Source organism: Phytohabitans sp. LZ39 (genome assembly GCF_059359075.1).
This window is the reverse complement of record NZ_JCADBM010000010.1, coordinates 241,592-261,340: the sequence shown is the minus strand read 5'-3', so window position 1 is coordinate 261,340 and position 19,749 is coordinate 241,592. Positions and strand designations below refer to the sequence as shown.

Annotated in this window: 18 protein-coding genes and 1 pseudogene; 8 read left to right on the top strand and 11 right to left on the bottom strand. The window is 73.3% G+C overall.

The annotated features are described in order from the left end of the window. Positions 1-53: 53 nt before the first annotated feature. Positions 54-3,050 (top strand): NACHT domain-containing protein, encoded by a 2,997-nt coding sequence (locus AC5L36_RS21150; protein WP_441215362.1) that lies wholly within the window; start codon positions 54-56, stop codon positions 3,048-3,050. Here AC5L36_RS21150 and truB read toward each other — a convergent pair. Further along, positions 3,037-3,921, bottom strand: coding sequence for a tRNA pseudouridine(55) synthase TruB (gene truB / locus AC5L36_RS21145; RefSeq protein ID WP_441215361.1), 885 nt, complete (start codon positions 3,919-3,921; stop codon positions 3,037-3,039). The two genes, AC5L36_RS21150 and truB, sit on opposite strands and share 14 nt — an antisense overlap. 145 nt (positions 3,922-4,066) lie before the next feature. Here truB and AC5L36_RS21140 point away from each other — a divergent pair, with 145 nt between their 5' ends. After that, positions 4,067-4,441, top strand: coding sequence for a type II toxin-antitoxin system RelE/ParE family toxin (locus AC5L36_RS21140; RefSeq protein WP_441215360.1), 375 nt, complete (start codon positions 4,067-4,069; stop codon positions 4,439-4,441). Beyond that, positions 4,434-4,772 (top strand): XRE family transcriptional regulator, encoded by a 339-nt coding sequence (locus tag AC5L36_RS21135; RefSeq protein WP_441215359.1) that lies wholly within the window; start codon positions 4,434-4,436, stop codon positions 4,770-4,772. Before AC5L36_RS21140 ends, AC5L36_RS21135 begins: the two co-directional genes overlap by 8 nt. Positions 4,773-4,782: 10 nt before the next feature. Here AC5L36_RS21135 and AC5L36_RS21130 read toward each other — a convergent pair whose 3' ends face one another. From AC5L36_RS21130 to rimP, 10 genes and pseudogenes are all read right to left on the bottom strand, one after another. Beyond that, positions 4,783-6,084, bottom strand: coding sequence for an MATE family efflux transporter (locus AC5L36_RS21130; protein WP_441215358.1), 1,302 nt, complete (start codon positions 6,082-6,084; stop codon positions 4,783-4,785). A 51-nt stretch (positions 6,085-6,135) separates the two neighbouring features. Beyond that, positions 6,136-6,546 (bottom strand): hypothetical protein, encoded by a 411-nt coding sequence (locus AC5L36_RS21125; protein ID WP_441215357.1) that lies wholly within the window; start codon positions 6,544-6,546, stop codon positions 6,136-6,138. 420 nt (positions 6,547-6,966) lie between these two features. Beyond that, a complete protein-coding gene (locus AC5L36_RS21120) occupies positions 6,967-8,019 on the bottom strand; it encodes a DHH family phosphoesterase (protein ID WP_441215356.1) in 1,053 nt (350 codons plus the stop codon). Further along, a complete protein-coding gene (gene rbfA / locus AC5L36_RS21115) occupies positions 8,016-8,480 on the bottom strand; it encodes a 30S ribosome-binding factor RbfA (protein WP_441215355.1) in 465 nt (154 codons plus the stop codon). Before rbfA ends, AC5L36_RS21120 begins: the two co-directional genes overlap by 4 nt. A gap of 95 nt (positions 8,481-8,575) precedes the next feature. Beyond that, complete coding sequence (locus tag AC5L36_RS21110) at positions 8,576-8,869, bottom strand: DUF503 domain-containing protein (RefSeq protein ID WP_441215354.1); 294 nt, start codon at positions 8,867-8,869, stop codon at positions 8,576-8,578. 11 nt (positions 8,870-8,880) lie between these two features. Next, positions 8,881-9,270: a hypothetical protein gene (locus tag AC5L36_RS21105; protein WP_441215353.1), complete on the bottom strand. Its 390-nt coding sequence runs from the start codon at positions 9,268-9,270 to the stop codon at positions 8,881-8,883. Positions 9,271-9,366: 96 nt separating this feature from the next. Beyond that, entirely contained in the window at positions 9,367-12,414 is a 3,048-nt protein-coding gene (gene infB / locus AC5L36_RS21100) for a translation initiation factor IF-2 (protein ID WP_441215352.1), read from the bottom strand. 93 nt (positions 12,415-12,507) lie between these two features. Then, positions 12,508-12,842 (bottom strand): annotated as a pseudogene (locus AC5L36_RS21095) (YlxR family protein). Positions 12,843-12,856: 14 nt separating this feature from the next. After that, entirely contained in the window at positions 12,857-13,891 is a 1,035-nt protein-coding gene (gene nusA / locus AC5L36_RS21090) for a transcription termination factor NusA (RefSeq protein ID WP_441215351.1), read from the bottom strand. Then, complete coding sequence (gene rimP, locus AC5L36_RS21085) at positions 13,888-14,487, bottom strand: ribosome maturation factor RimP (RefSeq protein ID WP_441215350.1); 600 nt, start codon at positions 14,485-14,487, stop codon at positions 13,888-13,890. Before rimP ends, nusA begins: the two co-directional genes overlap by 4 nt. Positions 14,488-14,779: 292 nt before the next feature. Between rimP and AC5L36_RS21080 the strand changes: the two genes are divergently transcribed. From AC5L36_RS21080 to AC5L36_RS21060, 5 genes are read left to right on the top strand one after another with little or no spacing between them, the layout of a single operon-like run. Continuing rightward, a complete protein-coding gene (locus AC5L36_RS21080) occupies positions 14,780-15,214 on the top strand; it encodes a hypothetical protein (protein WP_441215425.1) in 435 nt (144 codons plus the stop codon). Beyond that, a complete protein-coding gene (locus AC5L36_RS21075; RefSeq protein ID WP_441215349.1) occupies positions 15,211-15,636 on the top strand; it encodes a ferritin-like domain-containing protein in 426 nt (141 codons plus the stop codon). The genes AC5L36_RS21080 and AC5L36_RS21075 overlap by 4 nt, the downstream gene beginning before the upstream one ends. A 49-nt stretch (positions 15,637-15,685) precedes the next feature. Next, positions 15,686-16,267 (top strand): PadR family transcriptional regulator, encoded by a 582-nt coding sequence (locus AC5L36_RS21070; protein WP_441215348.1) that lies wholly within the window; start codon positions 15,686-15,688, stop codon positions 16,265-16,267. Further along, positions 16,264-16,977: an ABC transporter ATP-binding protein gene (locus AC5L36_RS21065; RefSeq protein ID WP_441215347.1), complete on the top strand. Its 714-nt coding sequence runs from the start codon at positions 16,264-16,266 to the stop codon at positions 16,975-16,977. Before AC5L36_RS21070 ends, AC5L36_RS21065 begins: the two co-directional genes overlap by 4 nt. Further along, positions 16,974-19,715 carry an ABC transporter permease gene (locus AC5L36_RS21060; protein ID WP_441215346.1) on the top strand — a complete coding sequence of 914 codons (2,742 nt, stop codon included), beginning with the start codon at positions 16,974-16,976 and terminating at the stop codon, positions 19,713-19,715. Before AC5L36_RS21065 ends, AC5L36_RS21060 begins: the two co-directional genes overlap by 4 nt. Positions 19,716-19,749 lie beyond the last annotated feature (34 nt).

The window sequence follows — 19,749 nt, the reverse complement described above, 5'->3', positions numbered from 1 at the left end:
GAGCCGCGAGCAGCGCGTGTGCGTTATCACTCGGTCTGTGGCACCCTCGGCGCGTGCCCGGTCTGGAGGTAGCCGCGATCTCACTCGGCGCGGCGGTGGCGAGGGTGGCCTGCGGCGTCTGGCTCGGCGACCACCGGATGGCGGCCGAGGGCGGTGCCAGCGTGATCGACCACGCGGCCGAGCGGCTGACCAGTGCCCGCGAGCGACGACGGTTCCACCGGATCTGGGAGGAGGCCGCCGAGGTCGTCGCCGAGCGGCTCCTGGCCCTCCGCGAGCTGGGCGACCTGCCGCCCAACGAGCAGGAGGCGGCGCTCCACGCGGTGCGGGAGACGTTCGAGGCGGCCGCGCTCACCGAGGAAGACCTGTTCAAGCAGGACCTGGACGCCGGCTACCTGGACCGCTACCTGCGCGCCCAGGACCCGGGGCGGCCGGTGCGCGCCGGCCTCGCCGAGGGCGGGGTCCGGCTGTACGACCTGGTGCTGCGCGAATGCGCCGCCTACGCGATCGAGGCCGCCCGCGCGCTGCCCGGCGCGGGCATCGCCGGGATCACCGAGCTGCTGCGCCGCGACCGCCAGATCCTCGACGAGATCCGCGCCATGCTGGAGCGCCTGCCGGAGCGGCGCGGGCCGCACGACTTCGAGCGCGACTACCGGCAGCTCGTGGCCAACCGGCTCGACCAGGTCGAGTTCTTCGGCGTGACGCTCTCCGAGTCCAGCCGCCGCTACCCGCTCTCGGTCGCTTACCTGAGCCTGACCGCGCGGGCCGCGCGGACCCCGGACGACCTGCTCGCGGGCGACCAGGTGGAGCGGGTCCTGGCCCGCTCCGACCGGCTCTTCGTGCGCGGGCAGGCCGGCACCGGCAAGACCACGCTGCTGCACTGGGTCGCGGTGCACAGCGCGCGCGACACCTTCCCGGACCGCCTCGCGGCCTGGCAGGGGACCGTGCCGTTCTTCCTGCCCCTGCGCCGGTACGCGGCCTCCGAGCTGCCCGCGCCGGAGGCCTTCCTCCAGGAGGTGGGCCGCCACATCGCGCAGGAGATGGCACCGGGCTGGGTGCAGCGGCAGCTCCGCTCGGGCCGGGCGATCGTGCTGCTCGACGGCGTCGACGAGCTGGCCGAAGACCGCCGCGACGAGGTGAAGCGGTGGCTCACCGACCTCATCACGGCGTTTCCGCGGGCCCGCTACGTGGTCACGTCGCGGCCGGCGGCCGCGCCGGAAGACTGGCTGGCCGCGGCCGGCTTCCTCGCCGCCGAGCTAGAGCCGATGACCCCGACACAGGTACGCGCGTTCACGCACCGGTGGCACGAGGCGATACGCAGCGGATGCGCCACCGAGCCGGAACGGGCGGAGGTCACCGAGCAGGAGCAGGGGCTGCTCGACGCCCTCGACCGCCACCGCCACCTGCGCCAGCTGGCCGGCTACCCGCTGCTGTGCGCCCTGCTCTGCGCGCTGCACCGCGACCGGCGCGGCCAGCTGCCCGGCAACCGCATGGAGCTGTACGAGATCGCGCTGCACATGCTTCTGGAGCGGCGCGACCGGGAGCGCCGGGTCGACACCCAGCCGGTGATCGGCCGTACCGAGCAGACCCTGCTGCTCAGCGACCTGGCGTACTGGCTGATCCGCAACGGCTGGTCGGACGCGGCCCGCGACGACGCGATCGACCGGCTGGCGGCGAAGCTGCGGGCGATGCCGCAGGTCAAGGCGGAGGCGGCCCAGGTCTACCGGGTACTGCTGGAACGCACCGGCCTGCTGCGCGAGCAGGTCGAGGGGCGAGTGGACTTCGTCCACCGGTCGTTCGAGGAGTACCTGGCCGCCAAGCAGGCGGTCGACGAAGGCGACTTCGGGGTGCTGCGGGCGCACGCGCACGAGCCGCAGTGGCACGAGGTCGTGGTGATGGCCGCCGGCCACGCCAGCGCGGCCGGCCGGGAGACGCTGCTGGGCGGGCTGCTGGCGCGCGGGCGCGACCGCGAGACCCCACGCGCCCACCGCGACCTGCTCGGCCTTGTCGCGCTCGCCTGCCTGGAGACCTCGCCCGAGCGCTCCCCCGAGCTGGAGCGGACCATCCGCGAGGCCACCGCCAAGCTTGTGCCGCCGCAGGGCGAGGCGGCCGCGCGGGCGCTCGGACGGGCCGGACCGTTCGCGATCGACCTGATGATGGCGAGCCAGCCCAACAACGAGTACGCCGCGGTGCTCACCATCGAAGCGGTCCGCGAGTCGGGCGACCCGGCCGCGCTGCCGCTGCTGGCCCGGTTCGGCGGCGACTCGCGACACAGTGTCGTGGACGCGCTCGTGCGGGCCTGGTCGCACTTCGACCCCGAGGAGTACGCCGCGCGGGTGCTGGCCGACTCGCCGCTGCACGCCGGCGAGCTGACCGTCGACGACGCCCGCCTGCTGCCCGCGCTGCGCTGGCTGCGGCGGCTGACGCACCTCACCGTGGCGGCCGGCGGCCTGGACGGTGTCGCCTTCGTCCGTGACCTGCCGGCGCTCCGGGCGCTGGAGGTCGCCGCCTCACCGGGGCCGCTGGACCTGGCGCCCCTGGCCGGCCTGCCGGATCTCACCTCGCTTGTCGTGGCCGGCGACGTGACGGGCGTGCGTGTACTGACCGGCCTGCCGCTGCGCGAGCTGGCCATCAGCGCCCCGCGCGTCTACGAGCTGGACGGCGCCGAGCTGCCCGCGCTCGAGTCGCTGACGCTCTACCACGTCACCACCGTCGAGCCGCTCGCCGGCATCGGCCTGCCCGCGATGACCCGGCTCGACCTGCACCTCGGCGGCGCGTGGTCCGCCGACAGGCTTCCGGTGCCACCGGGCCTGCGGCGGCTAGCACTCCACTTCGCGACGCCGCCGGATCTGCGCGCGCTGCGCGAGGTGACCGGCCCGGTGATCTCCATCCACCACCACGGTCACGGCCCGCTCGACCTCTCGCTGCTGGCCGGCCGCGCCAACGTGCGGGTGCACCTGTACCGCCGCAGCGCCCAGGTGGTCGGCGAGCGTGAGCTGGGTCCCGGGAGCCTGGTCCGCAGCGCCTGGGAAGACGGCCTCACGAGCCGGTGAAGACCACCTCGGGGCGGGCCCGCCCCTCCCGCTCGCGCACGATCGCGAGCAGCCCGCCGTCCGGGGCGAAGACCGCGTAGGGCCCCTCGATGCCGGCGCGGTCGAGCGGCCCGCCGTGCGACAGCGTCTTCGCCTCGTCCACAGTGGCCTCCCGTGCCGCGAAGAACCGCCGGGCGGCGTCCGCGAGCGGCAGGTTGACCACCTCGGGCGCCACCTTCTCCAGCTCTTCCAATGTGGACGCTTCCGCCAGCGTGAAGCCACCGACGGCCGTCCGCCGCAACGCCGTCAGGTGACCGCCCACCTCCAGCCCGGCGCCGAGGTCGCGGGCGATCGCGCGGATGTAGGTGCCGGACGAGCAAACCACCTCGACGTCGACGTCGACCACGTCCGCGGACGGTCGGCGGATCGCCAGCACCTCCAGCCGGGAGATCGTCACGGGCCGCGCGGCAAGCGTCACCTGCTCGCCCTCGCGCACCCGCTTGTACGCCCGCTTGCCGTCGATCTTGATAGCGCTCACCGCGCTCGGCACCTGCTCGATGTCACCGGTGAGCGCGTCCAGCCCGGCGCGGATCGCGCCGTCGGTCACGTGGCCGGCCGGCGTAGTGGCGACCACCTCGCCCTCGGCGTCGTCGGTGATCGTTGCCTGTCCGAGGCGGATGGTCGCCGTGTAGCCCTTGCCCGACCCGATCACGTAGGTCAGCAGCCGGGTCGCCTTGCCCACGCCGATGACCAGCACGCCGGTGGCCATCGGGTCGAGGGTGCCGCCGTGCCCTACCCGCCGGGTCCGGGCCAGCCGGCGTACTCGTGCCACGACATCGTGCGATGTCATCCCGGTCGCCTTGTCCACGACCACCAGCCCGTCCACGCTCACGGCGCAAGCCTGCCAGATAGCGGATTGTGATCAATCGGGCACGGTGGCAGCCTCGGCTCGCATTCCACGAGAGCTTCGCTGGAAGATCAATAGACCTTGCGCGTTATATGATGTCAGCGTTATAGTCTTCCCGTGGAGTCGCGTCGTGAGTTGGTCGATCATCGTTCTGGAGCCGGCCCGATCCTGGCTGCACACCCTGCGGCGCACCGACCGCGCCACCCTGCTCCTCGTCAGCCAGGCCATCGAGGCGCTCGGCGTCGAGGGCCCGGCGCTCGGTCGGCCGCTTGTCGACACGGTCAAGGGCTCGCGCCTGGCCAATCTCAAAGAGTTACGTCCCGGATCGCGCGGCGCCAGAAAGGTCCGGGTCCTGTTCGTCTTCGACCCGCTGCGGCGGGCGGTGATCCTGGTGGGCGGCGACAAGGCCGGCCGTTGGCGTAGCTGGTACAGCACGGCGATCCCGATGGCCGAGGCGGCGTATGCCGAGCATTTGAAGCATGTGGAGGAGCAGACGCATGAGTGACCACCTGAGTGATCCCGAGACGCGTTCTTGGGACGACATGAAGGGCGAGCTCGGCTTCACCGAGGCGGAGCGGGCCGAGATCGACGACGGCGCCCGGCGGATGGTCGCCGAGTCGCGGGCCCACCGGCTGGCCGAGGTGCGCCGCCGCCAGCGCACCACCCAGGTGGAGGTCGCCAAGGCGATGGGCGTGACGCAGGCGCGGGTGTCCCGCATCGAAAAAGGCCAGCTGGAGCGCACCGAGGTGGAGACGCTCGCGGCGTACGTGCGGGCCCTCGGCGGCAAGCTGACGATCGTGGCCGACTTCGGCGACGAGCAGTACGTGCTGGGCTGACGCCGGGGGCCTATCGCACCGCGCCGACCACGGCCCACGCGCCGGTGCGCATCCGCAGCAGCAGGGTGACCAGGCGCAACACGATGAAGAGCGACAGCCCCGCCCAGATGCCACCCAGCCCGGCGTCCAGCGCGTACGCCAGCCAGACCACCGGCAGAAAGCCGCCCAGCGCCGCCAGGATCGTGGCGTTGCGCAGGTAGCGGGCGTCGCCGGCGCCGATGAGCACGCCGTCCAGGGCGTAGACGATGCCGGCCAGCGGCAGCAGTGCGACAAACCACGGCCAGGCCACCAGCGCCTGGTCGTGCACCGCCGGGTCGCCGGTAAACCAGCCCGGCACCACGCCCGCGCCCGCGCCGATCACCACCGCGAAGCCGGCGCCGCTGACGCCACCGATCAATGCGATGCGCCGGCCCAGGTCGCGCGCCTCGCGGTCGTGTCCGGCACCCAGCGCGGCGCCGATCAGCGACTGGGCGGCGATGGCCACCGCGTCGAGGGCGAGCGCGCAGAAGAACCACAGCTGCACGGTGATCTGGTGCGCCGCGACCACCGCCGTGCCGAAGCGGGCGGCCACCGCCGTCGCGGAGAGGAAGCAGGCCTGAAACGCCGAGCCGCGGATCAGCAGGTCGCGGCCGAGCACGAGCTGCTGGCCGATCACCGCCGGGTGTGGGCGCAGGGACACCCGCTCGGCGACGAGCGCACGGGCGAAAAACACACCCGCGACCGTCTGCGCCACCACGTTGGCCACGGCCGAGCCGGTCAGGCCGAGCCCCGCCGGGTACACGAGGATGGGGCAGAGCACCGCGGAGAGCACGTTGGCCCCGAGCACGTAGTAGAGCGGCCGCCGGGTGTCCTGCACCCCGCGCATCCAGCCGTTGCCGGCGGCGGCGAGGAGAAGGCCGGGGGCGCCGAGCGCCGCGATCCGCAGCCATTCGGCGGCGGCGCCGGCCACGTCCGAGTCACCACCGCCGAGGGTACGGGCCAGGGGGCCGGCCGCCACCTGGGCGACGACCGCCAGGGCGAGTCCGACGCCGAACGCCAGCCACGACGCCTGCACGCCCTCGGCCACCGCCGCGGCCCGGTCACCGGCCCCGAAGCGGCGGGCGGAGCGGCCGGTCGTGCCGTACGCCATTACGGTGCCCAGCCACGCGGCCGCCGACATCACCGTGCCGCCGATCGCGAGCGCGGCGAGCGGGACACTCCCCAGGTGTCCGACGACCGCGGTGTCGACGAGCACGTAGAGCGGCTCGGCGGCGAGCACGATCAGTGCGGGCAGCGCGAGAGCCGTGATGCGGCGCAGGGAGTACGGGGACATCGCCCGCCATCCTGACACCGATCACGTAATGACCGCAATGGCCTGTGGTGCTTACGCCACGAAGAGCGAGCGCGGCTCGCCGTACTCCTTGATCTCGGTGCTCGTCGACTGGATGAGCTCGCGCGACCGGCGCCAGCCGGCCACCTGCTCGGCGTAGCGGACGCCTCCGCTGCGGGCGACCACGGTCCACGGCATGCCGAAGCCCACGCGAAGCAGGGTGATGATCGGCAGCAGGAGGAGCAGGAGCAGCCACTCGGCCACGAAGATGGCCGCGACGAGGACGACCGGAAACAGCACCAGGACGGCGGCGACGACGATGGCGATCAGAAGCCCGATGGGCTCGTCGCCGCTGATGGGAAAGTCGGTCAGGCCGCCCTTGCCCATGTCACGGCCGCGGGGCCGCCAGGGCAACCAGCGCCGGCCGACCCACCAGCGCCGGCCGTCAGGTCCTTCGATCCGCATGCCCTCGCATGGTGCCAAGGGCAATCAAGCGGGTGACTGTCTTACTGGCGCGTGTCCATGGAGGTCTGGAGTGCGCGGCGGGCCTGCTCGCGCTCGTCTTCGGTCGTCTGCGGCTTGGGCTTGCTAGCCATCGGAACAACGTCCTTCCAGGGCGTGCGGCTCTTGAGCGTGAGCCACCACGGCGGGCGGTCGTGCGGTGCGCCGAAACGGCCCTCCGGGATCGCCGGAACGGCGGTGGCGCGAGCCCGGGTCGGTCTGACCCTGGAGGCAACACCGGCCGCACGCAGTGCTCTGGATACGAACTGCACGCACGAACCGGTACGCAACGCCAACCAAGTTAGCGTTAAGTCAGATGAACGCGCGCTAGGTTCCCGGCATACGGACGGGTAGCAGAAGGAGACGCAGCGTCGTCGCGCCCGCTCACAGCTCCGCGCGGATGGACCCGATCACGTCGTCGACCGTGCCCCGCCCGGTGAACCCCGCCGCCAGCCGGTGGCCACCGCCGCCGAGCGCCACCGCGACCCGGCTCACGTCGACGGCGCCCTTGCTCCGCATCGAAACCGCCCACTCGGCCGGAGCGACCTGCTTGACGACGCAGCTCACGTCGGCCTCCGCCGAGCACCGCACGGAGTCGATGAGCGCCTCCAGCACGTACGGCTTCTGACCGTGGCGGGCGAGGTCGTCGAGCGTCGCGTACGTCCACACGAGCCCCACCCCGCCGGCCGCCTCGGGCTCGAGCTGGGCGCGCCGCAGCACGTCGCCGTAGAGCCGAACGGCGCCGAACGGGCGGGTGTCGAAGATCCGGCGGGAGATCTCACCCGGGCTGATGCCGGTGGCGATGAGCCGGGCGGCCATCTCGTGCACCGCCGGGGTCGTCATGTCGAACCGGAACGAGCCCGTGTCGGTCGCCAGCGCCACGTAGAGGCACGCCGCGATCTCCGCGTCGAGCGACACTCCCAGCCGGTCGAGCAGGCCCTCGGACACCACCGAGGTGGCGGCGGCACCCGGGTCGACGAGGTGGATGCCACCGAAACGTGTATTGGACGCGTGGTGGTCGAGCACCACGGCGGCGCCCGCCGTGTCGAGCCGGTCGACGAGCGCGCCGAGCCGGGAGGCGCTCGCCGCGTCGAAGCAGAGGAACAGGTCGGGCGCCGGGTAGGCGGTATCTGCCGGGACCAGCAGGTCGAGGCCGGGCAGCCAGCGGAACGGCTCGGGCACCTCCGGCGGCCCGGTGTACCCGTCGCCGGCGGCTCCCGCCGTCGCACCCGGGAACGTCGCCTGAAGCTGGGTGACGCCCAACCGGCGCAAGCCCAGCGCCACGCCGAGCATGCTGCCGAGAGCGTCGCCGTCCGGGTTGACGTGGCAGACCAGCAGCACCGTGCCGCCCGGCGGCAGGCCGCGCACCGCGGCGACGGCGGCGGCCCAGTCGGCGGCGGCAGGCTCCGCGGCCGGCGCCTCGACCACGGCGGTCACGGCCGGTCCCGGGCGTCGTCTTCGTCGCCCTCGTCCTCGTCCGCCTCTTCTTCCTTGTACGGGTTGGCCTCCCCCGCGTACTCCGCGCCGGCCGCCAGCCGCTGCACCTCGGTGTCGGCCGTGCGCGCCTGGGCGAGCAGGTCGTCGATGTGCTTGGCGTGATCCTGCACGACGTCGTGGACGAAGGTCAGCGTCGGCGAGTGGCGGAGCCCGAGCGCTTTGCCGACGGTGCTGCGCACGAGCCCCTTGGCGCTGTCGAGGGCGGCCGCGGTGCCCGCCTGGGCGGCGGCGTCGCCGAGCACCGTGTAGAACACCGTGGCGTCACGCAGGTCGCCGGTGATCCGGGCGTCCGTGATGGTGATCATGCCGAGGCGAGGGTCTTTGATCTGGGTGCGCACCACCGAAGCCACCAGCTCCCGCACCCGCTCCGCGTGCCGGCGTACCTTGGCCGGGTCCGTCATCTCGCCACCTCCGGAAGCTTCACTTGCGCGCACCCGGCCAGGCGGCCGGAAACACCCGCCAACCTCTGCACACTACCCGTGTGAGCAGCTCAAAATCAGTCCTCGTCGCCGTGTAGCCGGCGCCTCACGGACAGCAGCTCGATCTCTGGACGGCCGGCCATGAGGCGCTCGCAGGAGTCGAGCACCTCGCCCACGTGCCGGGGCTCGGCGGCCACCACCGCCACCCCGATCTCCGCCCGTCCGTGCCGGTCGAGCGCGCCGACCTCGGCCACGGATATCTCGAACTTTCGCAGCGCCGCGACGATCGGCCGCACGTACGAGCGCTTCGCCTTCAACGAACGTGAGTCCCCCGGCAGGAGCACGTCAAACACAGCGGTTCCGGTATACACGCCGAGAGAACTTACTGGGCCGGGGACCGCCCCGCGACAATGATCGGCTCCGGGGTCTCGGGCAGCGGCGCGGCGCCGGCGCCCATCGGCAGCCGCGGGTGCAGGGGCAGCGGCGCGCCCGAGCTGCCGCCGCGGCCCGGATACACGTATAGCCCGTTGACCGGGTCGGGCACCGCGTCGAGCACCGCACGCACACCGGGCAGCGCCCGGAAGCGCAGCCATCCCTCGGGGTCGCGGAAGCCCACCTCGAAGACAAGCCCCCAGGGCTGCTCCACCCAACCCCAGTCGCGCGCCCCGTGGGTCACCGCCATCTCGAAGAGCGACTCGCCGAGCTGGTCGCGCCACCGGTGGGCGGAGAACGCTCCGTGCCGGACCTCGATCGACCACCAATGCAGCTCCACGGCTACCCCCTTGGCGACGTCCCGCGTCCACGGTACGCCCGGAAAACACAAGCGCCCCGCCGGTGCGATGCCGGCGGGGCGCTTGCTACGCGTTCGCTACGAGCGCGTCTTCTCGCGCATCTCGAACGTCTCGATGACGTCGTCGACCTGGATGTTGTTGTAACCCTGGAGCGTCAGACCACACTCGAAGCCCTCGCGGACCTCGGTCGCGTCGTCCTTGAACCGCTTGAGCGAACTGAGCGTGAGGTTGTCGGCCACGACGGCCCCATCGCGGATGAGCCTCGCCTTGGCGTTGCGCCGCAGGACGCCGGACCGGACGATACAACCCGCGATGTTGCCGACCTTGGACGAACGGAAGACCTCGCGGACCTCCGCCGAGCCGAGCTCGACCTCTTCGTACTCGGGCTTGAGCAGGCCCTTGAGCGCCGCCTCGATCTCCTCGATGGCCTGGTAGATGACCGTGTAGTACCGGATCTCCACGCCCTCGCGGTCGGCGATCTCGCGGACCTTGTTGGCGGCCCGCACGTTGAAGCCGATGATCGTCGCGGCCTCGGACGAGGCACTGGCGAGCATGACGTTGCTCTCGGTGATCGCGCCGACGCCCCGGTCGAGGATCTTGAGCTGCACCTCTTCGGGGATGTCGAGCTTGAACAGCGCATCCTCCAGGGCCTCCACCGAACCGGAGACGTCGCCCTTGAGGATGAGGTTGAGCGTGGTCTTCTCGCCCTCCTTGATCTGCTCCATGAGGTTTTCGAGCGTGACCCGGCCGCGGGAGTTGGCGAAGCTCGCCGCCCGCCGCCGCGCCTGCCGCTGCTCGGCGATCTGTCGCACGGTGCGGTCGTCGGTCGCGGCCAGGAACGTGTCACCCGCACCCGGCACGGCCGTGAGGCCGAGCACGAGCACCGGACGGGCCGGACCCGCCTCGGTGACCGCCTTGAAGTTTTCGTCGAGCATGGCGCGGACCCGGCCGTGCGCCCCACCGGCGACGATCGAGTCACCGGCGCGGAGCGTGCCCTTCTGCACCAGCACCGTGGCCACCGCACCCCGGCCCTTGTCGAGGTGGGCCTCGATGGCGACACCCTGAGCCGGCCCGTCGACGGGAGCGGTCAGCTCCAGCGACGCGTCAGCGGTCAGCAGCACGGCCTCGAGCAGCTCGTCGATGCCGATGCCGGGCTTGGCCGCGACGTTGACGAACATCGTGTCGCCGCCGTACTCCTCGGCCACCAGCCCGTACTCGGTGAGCTGCTGGCGCACCTTGTCCGGGTTGGCCTCCGGCTTGTCGACCTTGTTGACCGCGACCACGATCGGCACCTCGGCCGCCTTGGCGTGGTTGAGCGCCTCGATCGTCTGAGGCATCACGCCGTCGTCGGCCGCGACCACGAGGATGACGATGTCGGTCACCTGGGCACCACGGGCACGCATGGCGGTGAACGCCTCGTGACCCGGGGTGTCGATGAAGGTGATCGCCCGCTCGGTGCCCTCGTGCTCGACCATGACCTGGTAGGCACCGATGTGCTGGGTGATGCCGCCGGCCTCGCCCTCGATCACGTTGGTCTTGCGGATCGCGTCGAGCAGCTTCGTCTTACCGTGGTCGACGTGACCCATGACGGTCACGACCGGCGGCCGGCTGACCAGCCGGTCTTCGTCGACCGCCGCGTCGAGGTCGATGTTGAACTGCGCAAGCAGCTCACGGTCCTCGTCTTCCGGGCTGACGATCTGCACGTCGAAGCCGAGGTGCTCACCGAGCAGCAGCAACGTGTCGTCGGAGACCGACTGCGTCGCCGTCACCATCTCGCCCAGGTTGAACATCTCCTGGACCAGTGAACCGGGGTTGGCGTTGATCTTGTCGGCGAAGTCGGAGAGCGACGCGCCGCGCGAAAGCCGGACGACCTGGCCCTGACCGCGCGGAGCACCGGAGCTCATCTGCGGCGCGGACAGGTTGTCGAACTCTTGACGCCGCTGCTTCTTCGACTTGCGACCGCGGGTCGGCTTGCCACCGGGACGCCCGAAGGCACCCGCCGCACCGCCGCCGCGACCGCGACCGCCACCACCGGGACGGCCGGCACCGCCGGCACCCGCGGGCGCTCCGCCACCGGGACCGCCACGGTAACCACCGCCGCCGCCACCGGGACCACCGCCGCCACCGGGACCGCCGCGGTAACCACCGCCGCCGCCACCGGGACCGCCGCCGCCACCGCGGAAGCCACCGCCACCGCCGCCGCCGCCGCCGGGACCGCCGCCACTGCGGAAGCCACCGCCGCCGCCACCGCCACCACCGGGACCGCGACCGCCGCCGCCGGGGCCACGGCCACCGCCGGGACCGCCAGGGCCACCGCCGGGTCGGCCGGGCCGCTGCGTCGGCATGGACGCCGGGCTCGGTCGGGGGGGCATGGACGCCGGGCTCGGCCGCGGGGGCATCGAGGCCGGGTTGGGCCGCTGGCCGCCACCGCCGCCGCTGGCCGCGGGGCGCTGGCCGCTGGGCGTGATGCCGAACGGGTTGTTGCCACCGCTGCGCGGCGGACGCGGGCCGGGACGGCCGCCACCCGTGGCGGGTGCCGCGGGTGGGGTGGGCCGACCGGCGGCCGGGGAACCGGGCCGCGGTGGCACCGCGCCCGGACTGGGCTTGGGCCGGGTCGCACCGTCGGCCGGGGGCTCCCGCCGAGCGGTGTCACGCTGCTTGGCCGCCTGCTGGGCGGCCTTGACCGCCTCCGCCTGGTCGCGCTTGAGCCGCGCCGCGCGCTCCTCCGCCGCGGCGACCTCGATGTCGTGGGCGCTCGCGGGCTTGGCCACCGGGGTGGGCTGGGGCGGATTGGGGACGGGGGACTTGGGTCGGGCCGAGGGCCCGGGCGCGGGCGTCGTGGCCCGCCGGGGCGGCGCCGGACGCGCCGCGACCTTCTGGGGCGCCGGAGCCGGTGCGGCGGGTGCCGCCGCTGAGGCCGCCGGGGCCGACGGAGCGGCCGGAGCCGCCGCGGGGGCTTGCGATCCTGCGGCGAACGCACCACGCAGCCGCCGGGCGACCGGCGCCTCCACAGTGCTCGACGCTGACTTGACGAACTCGCCCATTTCTTTCAGCTTGGCGAGCACGGTCTTACTTTCGACCCCGAGCTCCTTCGCAAGCTCGTGTACGCGGGCCTTGCCTGCCACTGCACTCCTCACTCCGAGGTCGTGCGGGCGGCACCCGCAGCGACCTCACTCCTGCACTTGAAGCCTGGTCATTTCAGCGACTTCATCGTGTGCTCATGTCGGTCGTCCTACCTTGCTCTTTGCGACCCCCGACCGGTCTGGTGACCGGTCGTAGTGGCTACCGCACGGATGTGCTCGGCCAGCGCACCGCTGTCCAGGACACCGGTGACGCGCAGCGCTCGCCCGAAGGCGCGACGCCGCTCCGCCAGCGCGAAGCAAGCCGGATCAGGATGCAGATGAGCTCCCCGACCCGGCAGTCTACGGGCCGGATCCGGCGTAAGGCTGTGGCCAGCCTCACTGGGAACCGCGACAACCCGTAGCAAATCGGTGGCCGCCGCCCGATGCCGGCAACCCACACAGGTGCGCACCGGCCGCGCACGTCGTACCAACGGAGAGTCTACTCCTACGCCTCGGCGACCGCGCCGCCTGGCTCGGTCGCATGATCGCCACCGGCGGGGCGCGCCGGCTCGTTGTCCGGCTTGATGTCGATCCGCCAGCCGGTGAGCCGCGCGGCGAGGCGGGCGTTCTGCCCTTCCCGGCCGATGGCGAGCGACAGCTGGAAGTCGGGCACGGTCACCCGTGCGGTGCGTGTGGCCGCGTCGACGACCTCCACGCGCAGCGCCTTGGCCGGCGAGAGCGCGTTGCCGACGAAGTGTGCCGGGTCGTCCGACCAGTCGATGATGTCGATCTTCTCGCCGTGCAGCTCGCTCATCACCGCGCGGACCCGCTGGCCCATCGGCCCGATGCAGGCGCCCTTGGCGTTGACACCGGGCGCGGTCGAGCGCACTGCGATCTTGGTGCGGTGACCGGCCTCACGGGCGATCGCGGCGATCTCCACGGTGCCGTCGGCGATCTCCGGCACCTCCAGCGCGAAGAGCTTCTTCACCAGGTTGGGGTGCGACCGGGAGAGCGTGATCTGCGGCCCGCGGAAGCCCTTCGCCACGTGTACGACCACGCAGCGGATCCGCTGGCCGTGCGCGTAGATCTCGCCGGGCACCTGCTCGGAGTGCGGCAGCACCGCCTCCAGCTTGCCCAGGTCGACGGTGACGATGCCCTTCTCCGAGCGCGCCTCGTGCGCCTGCACCACGCCGGTCACCAGGTCGCCGTCGCGCCCCACGTACTCACCGAAGTGCACCTCGTCGGTCGCCTCGCGCAGCCGCTGGAGGATCACCTGCTTGGCGGTCATCGCGGCGATCCGGCCGAAGTCGTGCGGGGTGTCGTCCCACTCCCGGACGACACTGCCGTCCGAGTCCAGCTCCTGCGCGTACACGAGCGCGGCGCCGGTCTTCCGGTCGATCTCCACCCGCGCGTGCGCCTCGGCGCCCTCCGTGTGCCGGTACGCGGTCAGCAACGCGGTCTCGATCGCCGCGAGGATCGTGTCGAACGGGATCTCCCGCTCTCGCTCGAGGGCGCGCAGCGCCGCGAGGTCGATGTTCACCTCTCCTCGTCCTCCTCGTCGATCTCGTCGTCCTCGTCCGCACCCTCGACCTCGCCCCAACGGGTGAACTCGAGCTGCACCCGGCCGGCCCCGAGGTCGGTGTGGGCCACCTCCTGGATGGTGCCGTCGACGTCGAGCGTCACGCCCTCGTCGCCAGCGGCCTTGATCCGCGCGGTGACCTGGCGGCCCGCCGCGCTCACCTTCACCAACCGGCCGACGTTGCGCCGCCAGTGGCGGGGCAGCGTGAGTGGCCGGTCGACGCCGCGCGAGCTGACCTCCAGCTCGTACTCGCCGGGCAGCAGATCGCCCTCGGCCGCTTCGGCCGCGTCGAGCGCCGCCGAGACGGCCCGCGAGACGTCGGCGATGTCGTCGAGGCTGACGCCCCGGTCACCGTCGATCGTCACCCGCACCACGTGTCGCCGGCCGGCCCGGGACACGGCGAGGTCTTCCAGGTCGTATCCGGCATCGGTCACCACCGGCTGCACGACGGCGGCGACCCGATCCCGGGAGACCCGGGGCTGCGGGGTCCGGTCGGCGGGCGGGCGGCGGCGGTCACCGGAGCCTCGCGGTGGAGTGGTGCGACCACGCTGAGTCATCAGGCGCACCTCTCTCCGTCACTCGGGCCACCCAGCCACCGTCTCCCCGGCCTGGTTAGGCGGCCATGCCTCCTCGCCACCGGACCAAACAGCGTCCGGTGGCTGCGCAGAGCGTAACGCGCCGAAGCGCTTCCGGGACGGCCGGCGCACCGACCTTCCCCCGCGTGGGACCACTGTGGGGGTTTCCCGGGAGTGGGGTGGCCGGCCGGTGGCGTGCGTACGGCAGACTTTGGCCGTGCGGAGCAGGCTTGTAGATCAACAGCCGTCCCGCCGTGGAGTGCTGGCCGCGGCGGTGGGGGCCGTCGCGGTATACCCGATCTCGGGGTGCGGCCTCTTCGGCGACGACGAGGAGAAGGCGCAGCCCCCGGCGCCCGACCCGCTCGCTCCGCTGCTCGCCGAGGCGCGGTCGCTCGCCGGCCAGCACGAGGCGGCGATCGCCGCCTTTCCTGTGCTCGCCGAGCGCCTGACACCGGTCGCCGAGGCACACCGCGAGCACGCGGCCGCCCTGGCCAAGGTCATCAAGACGCCCGAGCCGAGCGCGTCCGCGTCCGCCAGCCCTTCACCGCCGGCCGGCGACGCGAAGGGCACACTCGCCGCGCTGCGGGCGGCGGAGCAGAAGTGCCAGAAGGCCGCCGCGCAAGCCTGCCAGGCGGCACCCGCCGAGCGCGCCGCGCTGCTCGGCTCGATCGCCGCCGCCTGCGCGACGCACCTGGAGGTGGTCCGATGAGCCCGGAGGCTCTGGTCACCGCCCTCGACGCCGAGCACGCGGCGATCTACGCGTACGGGCCGATCGGGGTGCGCCTCGACACCGCCTCGGCCGGCGACGCGCGCCAGGCCGAGGCCGCGCACCGCTCCCGGCGGGACGCGCTCGTGCTCCGGCTGACCGCGCTCGGCACGACCCCGCCGCCGGCGGCGCCGAGCTACGCGCTGCCGTACCCGCTGACCGACCGGGCCGCCGCGCTCCGGCTGGCCACCGAGATCGAGGAACGCACCGCGGCGGTGTGGCGGGCCGCGCTGCCGGCGACCAAGGACGCCGACCGGGGCACCGCGCTCGCCGCGCTCACCGACTGCGCGGTCCGGGCCACCCGCTGGCGGCGCCGTGCCGGGGTCAGCCCGGCCACCGTCCCCTTCCCCGGCCGGGCTACCTGATACCCCCAGGTCTTGCCCGTGGCATACCGAGTATGCATACTCGGTAGCCATGTCCATCCGTCACGGTCTCCTGGCGCTGCTCGAACGCGGCCCCATGTACGGCTACCAGCTCCGCGCCGCATTCGAAGAGTCGACCGGCACGACGTGGCCGCTCAACATCGGGCAGGTCTACACGACCCTGTCGCGCCTCGAACGGGACGGCCTCGTGCGTCCGCTGCCGGAAAACGACGGGGGGCAGCGGCCGTACGAGATCACCGATCCGGGCCGGAGCGAGCTGGCGCAGTGGTTCGCCACGCCGATCAGCCGCACCGACCGCCCCCGTGACGAGCTGGCGATCAAGCTCGCGCTGGCGCTCACCACGCCCGGCGTCGACGTACGCGCGGTGGTGCAGACCCAGCGGACCGCCACGATGCGGGCGCTCCAGGAGTACACCCGCCTCAAGAGCCGGGAGAACGACCCCGCCGACCTGCCGTGGCGGCTCGTGCTCGACGCGATGATCTTCCAGGCCGAGGCGGAGATCCGCTGGCTGGACCATTGCGAGGCGAGCCTGATGCGCTACCCACCCCCGCCACCCAAGACGATTCCGGCGACGGCGCCGGACCCTGAACACAGCGAGGTGACCCACTCATGATCCTCGAACTGCGCGACGTGCACCGCACACACGGCAACGGCGCGGCCGCCGTACACGCGCTGCGCGGCGTCGCCCTCGGCGTACGCCCCGGCGAGCTCGTCGCCGTCATGGGCCCATCCGGCTCCGGCAAGTCCACGCTGCTCAACCTCGCCGGTGGGCTGGACCGCCCGACCCAGGGCGGGGTGTACGTCGAGGGCAAGCTCCTCGGCGAGCTCTCCAGGCGCCAGCTCGCCGCACTGCGCCGGCGGTCGGTCGGCTACGTCTTCCAGGACCTCAACCTGCTGCCCAGCCTCACCGCCGCGGAAAACGTCGCGCTGCCGCTGGAGCTGGACGGCATGAGCGTGCGCAAGGCGCGCCGGCTCGCCGTGGCCGCGCTGGAGGAGGTGGGCCTCGCCGACCTCGGCCCGCGCTTCCCCGACGACATGTCCGGCGGCCAGCAGCAGCGGGTGGCGATCGCCCGGGCATTGGTCGGCGACCGCCGCCTCGTGCTGGCCGACGAGCCGACCGGCGCGCTCGACTCGCAGACCGGCGAGGCGGTGCTGCGGCTGCTCCGGGCGCGGGTCGACGCGGGGGCGGCCGGCGTACTGGTCACGCACGAGGCACGCCACGCCGGCTGGGCCGACCGCGTGGTCTTCCTGCGCGACGGCGTCGTCGTGGACACGTCCGGCCCGCTCACCCAGGCGGAAGAGCTCCTGGAGCCGGTCCCGTGACGTCCTGGCTGACCGCCCTGCGCATCGCCCGCCGCGAGGCGCGCCGGGCAAAGGGCCGTTCCGCGCTGGTGATCGCGATGATCGCGCTGCCGGTGCTGGCGCTCTCCTTCGCCGCGGCCTCGTACGACATGTTCCGGCTCCGCCCGGCCGAGAAGGCGGACCGCGACATGGGCACCGCCGACGCCCGGCTGCTGTGGGAGTACACCGGGCCGGTCGTGCAGAACCCGCGCGGCGACGGCTGGAGCGCCGAGGGAGATCCGCCCGCCCAGCCCCGTACCGAGCGGGAGATCCTCGCCGCCCTGCCCGCCGGCAGCCGGGTCATCCCGTCGCTGGAGAGCTACGCGGACTTCCGTACGGCCAGCGGGGTGGGCAGCATCGGCACCCGCGGGCTGGACCTGCGGGACCCGCTCACCGCGGGCCTCGTCACACTCCTCGACGGCCGCGCGCCCGCGAGCGCCGACGAGGTCGCGATCAGCCCGGACGCCGCCGATCGGCTCGGCGCGGGCGTCGGCGACACGATCCAGAGCGCGGACCGCACGAAGTCCTGGACGGTCACCGGCCTCGCCGAGCTGCCGGCCGCGCTCTTCGAGAGCGTCATCTTCCTCCCCAGCGCCATGCCCTCCACCGGCCCCAACTCCTCCGGCGGCGGCACCGGTTGGCTCTGGGACGCCCCCGGCCCGGTCAGTTGGGAGCAGGTCAAGCAGCTCAACCAGCGGGGCATGGTCGTCTTCTCCCGCGAGGTCCTCATCCACCCGCCGCCGGCGTCCGAGACGCCGGACATGTTCCAGAACTCGACCGTCGACGCCGAGGCGATCGGGATCGGTGGCCTGGTCGCGGGCCTGGCGATCCTGGAGATCGTGCTCCTCGCCGGCCCGGCGTTCGCCGTGGGCGCCCGCCGCCGGCGACGCGACCTCGGGCTCATCGCCGCCAACGGGGGTACCCCCGCGCACCTGCGTCGCATCGTCCTCGCCGACGGCGTCGTGCTGGGCCTGCTGGGCGCCGTCGCCGGTCTGGTGATCGGGGTCGTGGCCGCGTTCGCCACCCGGCCGCTGCTCGAGGAGCTGCTGGTCAACCAGCGGGCCGGCGGCTACCGGGTGTTTCCGCTGGCGCTCGCCGGCATCGCGGCCCTCGCCGTGTGCACCGGTGTGCTCGCCGCGCTCGTGCCGGCGTTCACCGCGGCGCGGGGCGACGTCGTCGCGGCACTGACCGGGCGGCGGGGCAGCGTGCGCTCGCGCAAGCGCTGGCTCGTCGCCGGCGTCGGGCTGGCCGGGGTCGGCGCCGCCGCGACCGTCTTCGGCGCCCGGCAGACCGAAATCAACCTGGTACTGGGTGGCCTGATCGTGGGTGAGCTCGGCCTCGTGCTCTGCACGCCGGCGCTGGTCGGGCTGATCGCCCGGATGGGCCGGGTCCTGCCGCTCGCGCCCCGGATCGCGCTCCGCGACACCGCCCGCAACCGGGCCGCCTCGGCGCCGGCCATCGCGGCGGTGATGGCGGCCGTCGCCGGCAGCGTCGCGCTCGGCGTCGTGCTCACCGCGGACAACGAGCGCAACGACGCGAGCTACCAGGCCGGGCTGCCCGACGGCAACGCGTTCGTCCAGTACCAGTACGGCGGTCCGGGCACGGATCCGCGGGCACCGGCGAAGGCGCCCGACATGGGGCGGGTGGCGGCACTGGCCCGGAACACTTTCCCGGCGAGCACCACCGTCCCGGTCAACGAAGTCACCTGCCCGGCCGGCACGCCCAGCGACGTCTACTGTGGACTCAGCCCACGGATGCCGCGGGAGCGGGAGTGCCCGTGGGCGGACGACGCCACGCCGCTGAGCGCCGACGACCAGCGCAAGGCCCTCGCGGATCCGCGCTGCGCGCGCATCTCGGGCTGGTCGTACATGGGCTTCGGCGGCATCATCGCCACGCCTGAGTCGCTGCCCGGGATCACCGGGGCGACCGGCGACGACCTGGCCAAGGCGCGGGCGGCCCTGGCCGCGGGCGGCGTCGTGCTCAGCGATCCGCGGTACGTCGTCGATGGCAAGGTCACGCTGGAGATCTACGACTCCCGCCAAGCGGAGGGCACCACCACGCCGGAAGACCGCGAGCGGATACCGACGGTCGTCGTGCCCGGACACGCGGTCGCCACCGGCCTGCCGCCGCACGGCGGCGCCCTGCTCTCCAGCGGCGCGGTCGCGGCGGCCAAGCTGGCCGAGCGCCCGTCCGGCGTGGTCGTGACGAACAGCCGGGTACCCACCACCGCCGAGGAGGACCGGCTGACCGCTGGGCTGCGCGAGGTGGACCAGAACCTGTACGTCGCGGTCGAACGGGGCCCGGACCGCCGCTCCGACCCGACCCTGTTGATCCTCGCCGCCGCGGCCGGGCTGATCACGCTCGGCGCGGCCGGCATCGCCACCGGCCTGGCCGCCGCCGACGGCCGATCCGACCTGTCCACGCTCGCCGCGGTGGGCGCCAGTCCGGGGGTACGGCGGCGGCTGTCGCTGAGCCAGTCGGGCGTGATCGCCGGGCTCGGCACGGTGCTCGGCGTGGCCGCCGGGCTCGGGGTCTCCGCGGCGGTGCTCTACGCGTACAACCAGGCTGGCGCGGGCCGCTGGCCGGGCGAGCCGCCGTATCCGGTCGGTGTCCCGTGGGAGAGCCTCGCGGTCGTGGCCGTCGTGCCGATCGTGGCGATGCTCGGCGCGGGCCTGCTCACCCGTTCCCGCCTGCCGATCGAGGCCCGCCGGGCGACGTAGCTCCCGGAGTCGTGCCACAGAAACGTCCGGCGGA

Coding starts and splice junctions, on each gene's coding strand:
- AC5L36_RS21135 (WP_441215359.1), top strand. CDS start 4,434: ATGAGTGACCACCTGAGTGATCCCGAGACGCGTTCTTGGGACGACATG.
- AC5L36_RS21130 (WP_441215358.1), bottom strand. CDS start 6,084: ATGTCCCCGTACTCCCTGCGCCGCATCACGGCTCTCGCGCTGCCCGCA.
- AC5L36_RS21125 (WP_441215357.1), bottom strand. CDS start 6,546: ATGCGGATCGAAGGACCTGACGGCCGGCGCTGGTGGGTCGGCCGGCGC.
- rbfA (WP_441215355.1), bottom strand. CDS start 8,480: ATGACGGACCCGGCCAAGGTACGCCGGCACGCGGAGCGGGTGCGGGAG.
- rimP (WP_441215350.1), bottom strand. CDS start 14,487: ATGACTCAGCGTGGTCGCACCACTCCACCGCGAGGCTCCGGTGACCGC.
- AC5L36_RS21075 (WP_441215349.1), top strand. CDS start 15,211: ATGAGCCCGGAGGCTCTGGTCACCGCCCTCGACGCCGAGCACGCGGCG.
- AC5L36_RS21070 (WP_441215348.1), top strand. CDS start 15,686: ATGTCCATCCGTCACGGTCTCCTGGCGCTGCTCGAACGCGGCCCCATG.
- AC5L36_RS21065 (WP_441215347.1), top strand. CDS start 16,264: ATGATCCTCGAACTGCGCGACGTGCACCGCACACACGGCAACGGCGCG.